Below are 5,542 nucleotides of genomic sequence, written 5' to 3' on the forward strand. Positions count from 1 at the left end.
CCCCAGTACCGGATCGGCCCGCATGGGCCATTGACAGCCGCCGCACAGGTCCTTGTCCTCATCCGGAATTCCGCACACCGGACATGCTTGATCATTCCCCCCGGCCAATGATCCCTACCCCCCGGATACACATGAGCCGCGTACGGCCCCGCTCGTCCTGTTCGCCCCCCGGCGAACGGCCGCTAACCGGAACGACTGGGCCCCGGATAGTTCATGGTTGCACAGTGCGGGTGGAATGCGACGGGCTTTGGTCACAGCAGAGTGCACGATCCTCCCTTTCTTTTCGGACCGGCCCCCAAGGGCCCATGGGCGGCGCGTGCACGGTGCGGCCGTCCTGGCCGACGCCCTGCTCCGGTCGCGGCCCCTCACCGGCTCGCCCGCGACGGAACGAGCGATCCGGCTCGCGGACATCGGCGACACCGATCCGGTGCCACCGGACCAGTGGCCGCAGTCGTCGGCGGCGCTGCGCGCGCTCGACCTGATGGCGCTTCCGCGCCGGGTCCGGCGGTCCCGGCGCCTTGACCGGGGAACCCCTACTTAGACTAGCCTTACCTAACATTCGGGTTGGGCTGGTTCCGGAAGGTGTGCCGGTGGGAGCAGAGGGACCACGAACGCGCGACGTGCTGGGGCAGGCGGTCGGGGGGCAACGGCGCGATGTGTGTGCCGGGGCCGTTCTGGGTGCCGGGCACCAACTGGGCGAAGCCCTGGTACCGGTGCTGATCGGCGTCGTGATCGACCAGGCGGTCGCCAAGAGCGACACCGGTGCGCTGGTGCGCTGGCTGGCCGTGCTGGGCGTCGTGTACGTGGGGCTGTCGTTCAGCTTCCGGTACGGGGCGCGGGCCGGCGAACGGGCCGCGGAGCAGGCCGCGCACCTGCTGCGGGTGGCCGTCGTACGCCGGGTGCTCGCTCCCGGAGGCGGGGCCGGGAGCGGCCGGTTGCCGGGTGCGCTGGCGAGCATCGCCACCGAGGACGCCAAGCGGGTCGGCGCGGTCAACATGGCGGTGATGGCCGGGATCTCGGCCCTCGCCGGGCTGGCGGTCAGTGCGGTGGCGCTGCTGGTGATCTCCGTGCCGCTGGGCCTGATGGTCCTGCTGGGCACACCCGTACTCCTGTTGCTGGGACATCTGCTGAGCAAGCCGCTGGAGCGCCGCAGCGAGGCCGAGCAGGAGCGGGCCGCGCACGCCTCCGGCATCGCCGCCGACCTGGTGGCGGGCCTGCGGGTACTCAAGGGCATCGGAGCGCAGGCCGCGGCCGTGCAGCGTTACCGGCGCACCAGCCGCGACTCGTTGGCCGCCACGTTGCGCGCCGCCGCCGCCCAGGCATGGCAGAGCGGCGTCGTCCTCGCGCTGACCGGTGGCTTCATCGCCCTGGTGGCGCTGGTCGGCGGACGGCTCGCCGTCGAGGGCGACATCACCCTGGGCCAACTGGTGTCGGCTGTCGGCCTCGCACTGTTCCTGATCGGCCCGCTGGAGGTGCTGGCCTGGGTGAACGCCGAGCTCGCACAGGGCCGCGCCTCGGCCGCGAGGATCGCGGAGGTGCTCGCCGCGCCCCTCGACGTCGCCCCCGGCGGGCGGCGGCTGGCCGACCCCGTACGGGGCGGTCTGCGGCTGCGCGGAGTCAGCCTGGGCGGGCTGCGGGACGTCGATCTGACCGTGGCGCCCGGCGAGCTGCTCGGCGTGGCCAGTACCGACCCGGCGGCCGCGGAGGCCCTGTTGCGGTGTCTCGGCAGGACCGAGGACCCCGAGTCCGGGAGCGTCGAGCTGGACGGCGTGCCGCTCACCGACCTCGACCCGGCGGAGCTGCGCACGGCCGTCCTGGTCGCCGCGCACGACGCCGACCTGTTCGACGGCACGCTGCGGGAGAACGTCGGTTCCGGCGGAGACCCGGGGCGGGCCATGGCGGCAGCGGCCGCCGACGAGGTGGCCCGGACGCTGCCGCTGGGCGACGCGGCGGAGGTCGGTGAGGGCGGCCGCTCGCTCTCCGGCGGCCAGCGCCAGCGCGTGGCGCTGGCCCGCGCGCTGCACGCCGACCGGACCGTCCTCGTCGTCCACGACCCGACCACCGCGGTCGACGCGGTCACCGAGGCCCGGATCGCGGACGGCGTACGGGAGTTCCGCAGCGGCCGCACCACGGTCCTGGTCACCAACAGCCCTTCGCTGCTCGCCGTCACCGACCGGGTGGTCCTCCTGGACGCCGGCCGGATCGCCGCCGACGGCCCGCACACCGGTCTCCTGCGGGACGACGCGGCCTACCGTACGGCGGTGCTGGCATGACCCGGGAGCTGCTGCCCACCGCGACCCCCGCGCGCACCCGCGCCGCGGCACGGGAACTGCTGCGCCCGCACCGGGCGCTGGCCTGCGCCGGGTTCGGCGTCCTGGTGGTGGCCACCGTCGTGGGGCTGCTCACCCAGCCGCTGCTGGGTCACCTCATCGACCTGGTCACCGAACGCCACCCGGCCGGCGACCTCACCCGGCCCGTGGTACTGCTGGCACTCGTCGCCGTGGTCCAGGGGATCACCACCGCGCTCGGCCTGTCGCTGGTCTCGCGGCTCGGTGAGACCGTACTGGCCGAGCTGCGCGAGAAGTTCGTCGAACGGGCCCTGCTGCTGCCGCTGGACCGGCTGGAGAAGGCCGGCTCCGGCGACCTCACCGCCCGCGTCACCCGGGACGTCTCGCGGGTCGCCGACGCGGTCCGCACCGCGCTGCCCGAGCTGGCCCGCTCCGGACTGACCATCGTGCTGACGCTCGGCGCACTCGCCGTGCTCGACTGGCGGTTCCTGCTCGCCGCACTGCTCGCGCTGCCCGTCCAGGCGTACACCGCCCGCTGGTACCTGGCCAACGCCACACCGCTGTACGCCAAGGAGCGGATCGCGACCGGCGCGCAGCAGCAGCAGCTGCTCGACACCATCGGCGGGGCGGGCACGGTGCGGGCCCTGCGGCTGGAGGCCGAACACACCGAACGGGTCACCGAACGCTCCCGGGCCGCCGTCGACCTGACGCTGCGGGGGGTGCGGCTGGTGCTGCGCTTCTACAGCCGGCTGCATGTGGCCGAATACACCGGTCTGGCCGCCGTTCTGGTGGCCGGCTTCCTGCTCGTGCGCAGCGGCTCCGCGACGATCGGCACCGCGACGGCCGCCGCGCTGTACTTCCACAGCCTGTTCGGCCCGGTCAACACCGCGCTGGTGCTGCTCGACGACGCCCAGTCCGCTTCGGCCGGGCTGGCCCGGCTGGTCGGAGTGGTCGACGAGCCGGTGCGGCAGGAGACGGCCGGGACGGCGCCGGAGACACCGCGGAGCGTTCCGACCGTCACCCTCACCGGTGTCGGCCACAGCTACGTACCCGGCCGGCCCGTGCTGCACGACGTGGACCTGATCCTGCGGCCGAAGGAGAAGGTCGCCCTGGTCGGCGCCAGCGGGGCGGGCAAGACCACCCTCGCCAAGCTCATCGTCGGCATCCACCACCCCACCACCGGCCGGATCGACATCGCGGGCACCGAGCCGGGCGAGGCCGGTCGTACGGTCGGGCTGGTCACCCAGGAGGTGCACGTCTTCGCCGGTCCGCTCGCCGACGACCTGCGGCTGGCCCGGCCGGCCGCCGACACCGGGGAACTGCGCGAGGCGCTGGACCGGGTCGGCGCGCTGGGCTGGGTCGACGCGCTGCCCGACGGGCTCGAGACCGTCGTCGGTGACGGCGGCCACCGGCTGACCGCCGACCGGGCGCAGCAACTCGCGCTGGCCCGGCTGGTGCTGGCCGATCCGCCGGTCGCGGTCCTCGACGAGGCCACCGCCGAGGCGGGCAGCTCCGGCGCACAGCTGCTGGAGCGGGCCGCCGACCGGGCCCTGGACGGCCGCACCGCGCTGGTCGTCGCCCACCGGCTGAGTCAGGCCGCGGCCGCCGACCGGATCGTCGTCATGGAGGACGGCCGGGTCGTCGAGAGCGGCAGCCACGACGAGCTGCGCGCCGCCGGGGGGCCGTACGCCGCCCTGTGGCAGGCCTGGTCGCAGCACCGCGGCGGCACGGTACCGAGCCCTGACCCCGACCCGGGCCTCCAGCTGTAGCCCCGAACGACCAGCCGTCCCTCCGATCGCACCGATCGCCGGTCGGAGGCCGAACGAAACGAACCGTACCGACCCGAAGGATCATGTGATGTCCCGCGCCCAGAGAGCCACCCGGTTCACCGGACTGCTCGCCTCCGTACTGCTCCTCGTCGGTGGGGTGGCCGCCTGCGGCTCGTCCGACTCCGGCACCGACTCCCCGTCCGCCGGCACCGGCAAGAACGCCGCCGCCACCGCCTTCCCCGTCACGATCGCGCACAAGTACGGCAGTACGACCGTCAAGTCCGAGCCGAAGCGCATCGTCACGGTCGGTCTGACCGACCAGGACGCCGTGCTGGCGCTGGGCAAGGTACCGGTGGGAACGACGGAATGGATCGGCGGCTACCAGGGGGCCATCGGCCCCTGGGCGCAGAGCAAGCTGGGCGGCGCGGCCGCGCCGACCGTGCTCAAGGACACCGGGACCGGCCCCCAGACGGAGAAGATCGCGGCCCTGCGGCCGGACCTGATCCTCGCCCTGTACTCCGGCCTGACGAAGGCCCAGTACGACACGCTGTCGAAGTTCGCCCCGGTCGTGGCCCAGCCCAAGGAGTTCAACGACTTCGGCATCCCCTGGCAGCAGCAGACCGAGACCATCGGCAAGGCGCTCGGCAAGCAGGCCGAGGCCAAGACGCTGGTCGACGGCGTCAAGAGCGCGTTCAGCGCCGCCGGGAAACAGCACCCGGAGTTCGCCAAGGCCACCGCGGTCATGGCCACCCCGTACGAGGGCACCTTCGTCTACGGCAGCCAGGACGCGCGCTCCCGGCTGCTGGCGGGCCTCGGCCTCACGCTGCCGGCGGGCCTGGACAAGGTGATCGGTGACTCCTTCGGCGCCAACATCAGCAAGGAGCGCACCGATCTGCTCGACCAGGGTGTCGCGGTGTGGATCGTCCCGGACACCACCGGGGCCGTCACCAAGCTGCACAGCGACAGGCTCTACGGGGACCTGAACGTCGTGAAGCAGGGCCGCGAGGTCTTCATCAAGGAGACCAGCGACTACGGCAACGCGGTGTCGCTGTCGACGGTGCTCAGCATTCCGTACGTCCTGGAGCGCCTGGTGCCGCAGCTCGCCGCGGCGGTGGACGGCAAGCCCGACACGAAGGTCGCGCAGCCCGCGTCCTGAGCGGCACGCCGGACATGGCGGAGGGGGACGGCCCGGTCGGGCCGTCCCCCTCCGCCGTGTCCTGGGCTACTCCACGAGGCTGATGGGGCGCATGTCCGTCCAGCTGGCCTCGGTGTACTCCTGGCATTCCTGCCGCCCGGCCGGGCCGTACGCGACGGTCCAGCCGGCCGGCACGTCGACGAAGTCGGGCCACAGGCTGTGCTGGCCCTCGTCGTTGACCAGGACCGAGTAGACGCCCTCGGGGTTCTCGAACGGGTTGGCCATCTTCTCAGTTCCTCTCGGTGGGGCGGTTGGGTGGTTCGGGGGTCGGGGGTCGGGGGTCGGGGGTG

The 5,542-nt window shown here is 73.3% G+C and carries 5 protein-coding genes; 4 read left to right on the forward strand and 1 reads right to left on the reverse strand.

Going from position 1 to position 5,542, the window contains the following annotated elements:
* Positions 1 to 316 precede the first annotated feature (316 nt).
* From LNW72_RS02485 to LNW72_RS02500, 4 genes are all read left to right on the forward strand, one after another.
* Positions 317 to 541 carry a hypothetical protein gene (locus LNW72_RS02485; protein ID WP_250973787.1) on the forward strand — a complete coding sequence of 75 codons (225 nt, stop codon included), beginning with the start codon at positions 317 to 319 and terminating at the stop codon, positions 539 to 541.
* Between the two features lie 49 nt (positions 542 to 590).
* Entirely contained in the window at positions 591 to 2,273 is a 1,683-nt protein-coding gene (locus tag LNW72_RS02490; RefSeq protein WP_250973788.1) for an ABC transporter ATP-binding protein, read from the forward strand.
* Positions 2,270 to 4,057, forward strand: coding sequence for an ABC transporter ATP-binding protein (locus LNW72_RS02495; protein ID WP_250973789.1), 1,788 nt, complete (start codon positions 2,270 to 2,272; stop codon positions 4,055 to 4,057). Before LNW72_RS02490 ends, LNW72_RS02495 begins: the two co-directional genes overlap by 4 nt.
* Positions 4,058 to 4,145: 88 nt before the next feature.
* Entirely contained in the window at positions 4,146 to 5,213 is a 1,068-nt protein-coding gene (locus LNW72_RS02500) for an iron-siderophore ABC transporter substrate-binding protein (RefSeq protein ID WP_250973790.1), read from the forward strand.
* A 66-nt stretch (positions 5,214 to 5,279) separates the two neighbouring features.
* Here the strand turns inward: LNW72_RS02500 and LNW72_RS02505 are convergent, their stop codons facing one another.
* Positions 5,280 to 5,477, reverse strand: coding sequence for an MbtH family protein (locus LNW72_RS02505; RefSeq protein ID WP_250973791.1), 198 nt, complete (start codon positions 5,475 to 5,477; stop codon positions 5,280 to 5,282).
* Between the last annotated feature and the right edge of the window lie 65 nt (positions 5,478 to 5,542).

This window comes from Streptomyces sp. RKAG293 (genome assembly GCF_023701745.1).
Classification (GTDB): Bacteria; Actinomycetota; Actinomycetes; order Streptomycetales; family Streptomycetaceae; genus Actinacidiphila.

Coding starts and splice junctions, on each gene's coding strand:
- LNW72_RS02495 (WP_250973789.1), top strand. CDS start 2,270: ATGACCCGGGAGCTGCTGCCCACCGCGACCCCCGCGCGCACCCGCGCC.
- LNW72_RS02500 (WP_250973790.1), top strand. CDS start 4,146: ATGTCCCGCGCCCAGAGAGCCACCCGGTTCACCGGACTGCTCGCCTCC.
- LNW72_RS02505 (WP_250973791.1), bottom strand. CDS start 5,477: ATGGCCAACCCGTTCGAGAACCCCGAGGGCGTCTACTCGGTCCTGGTC.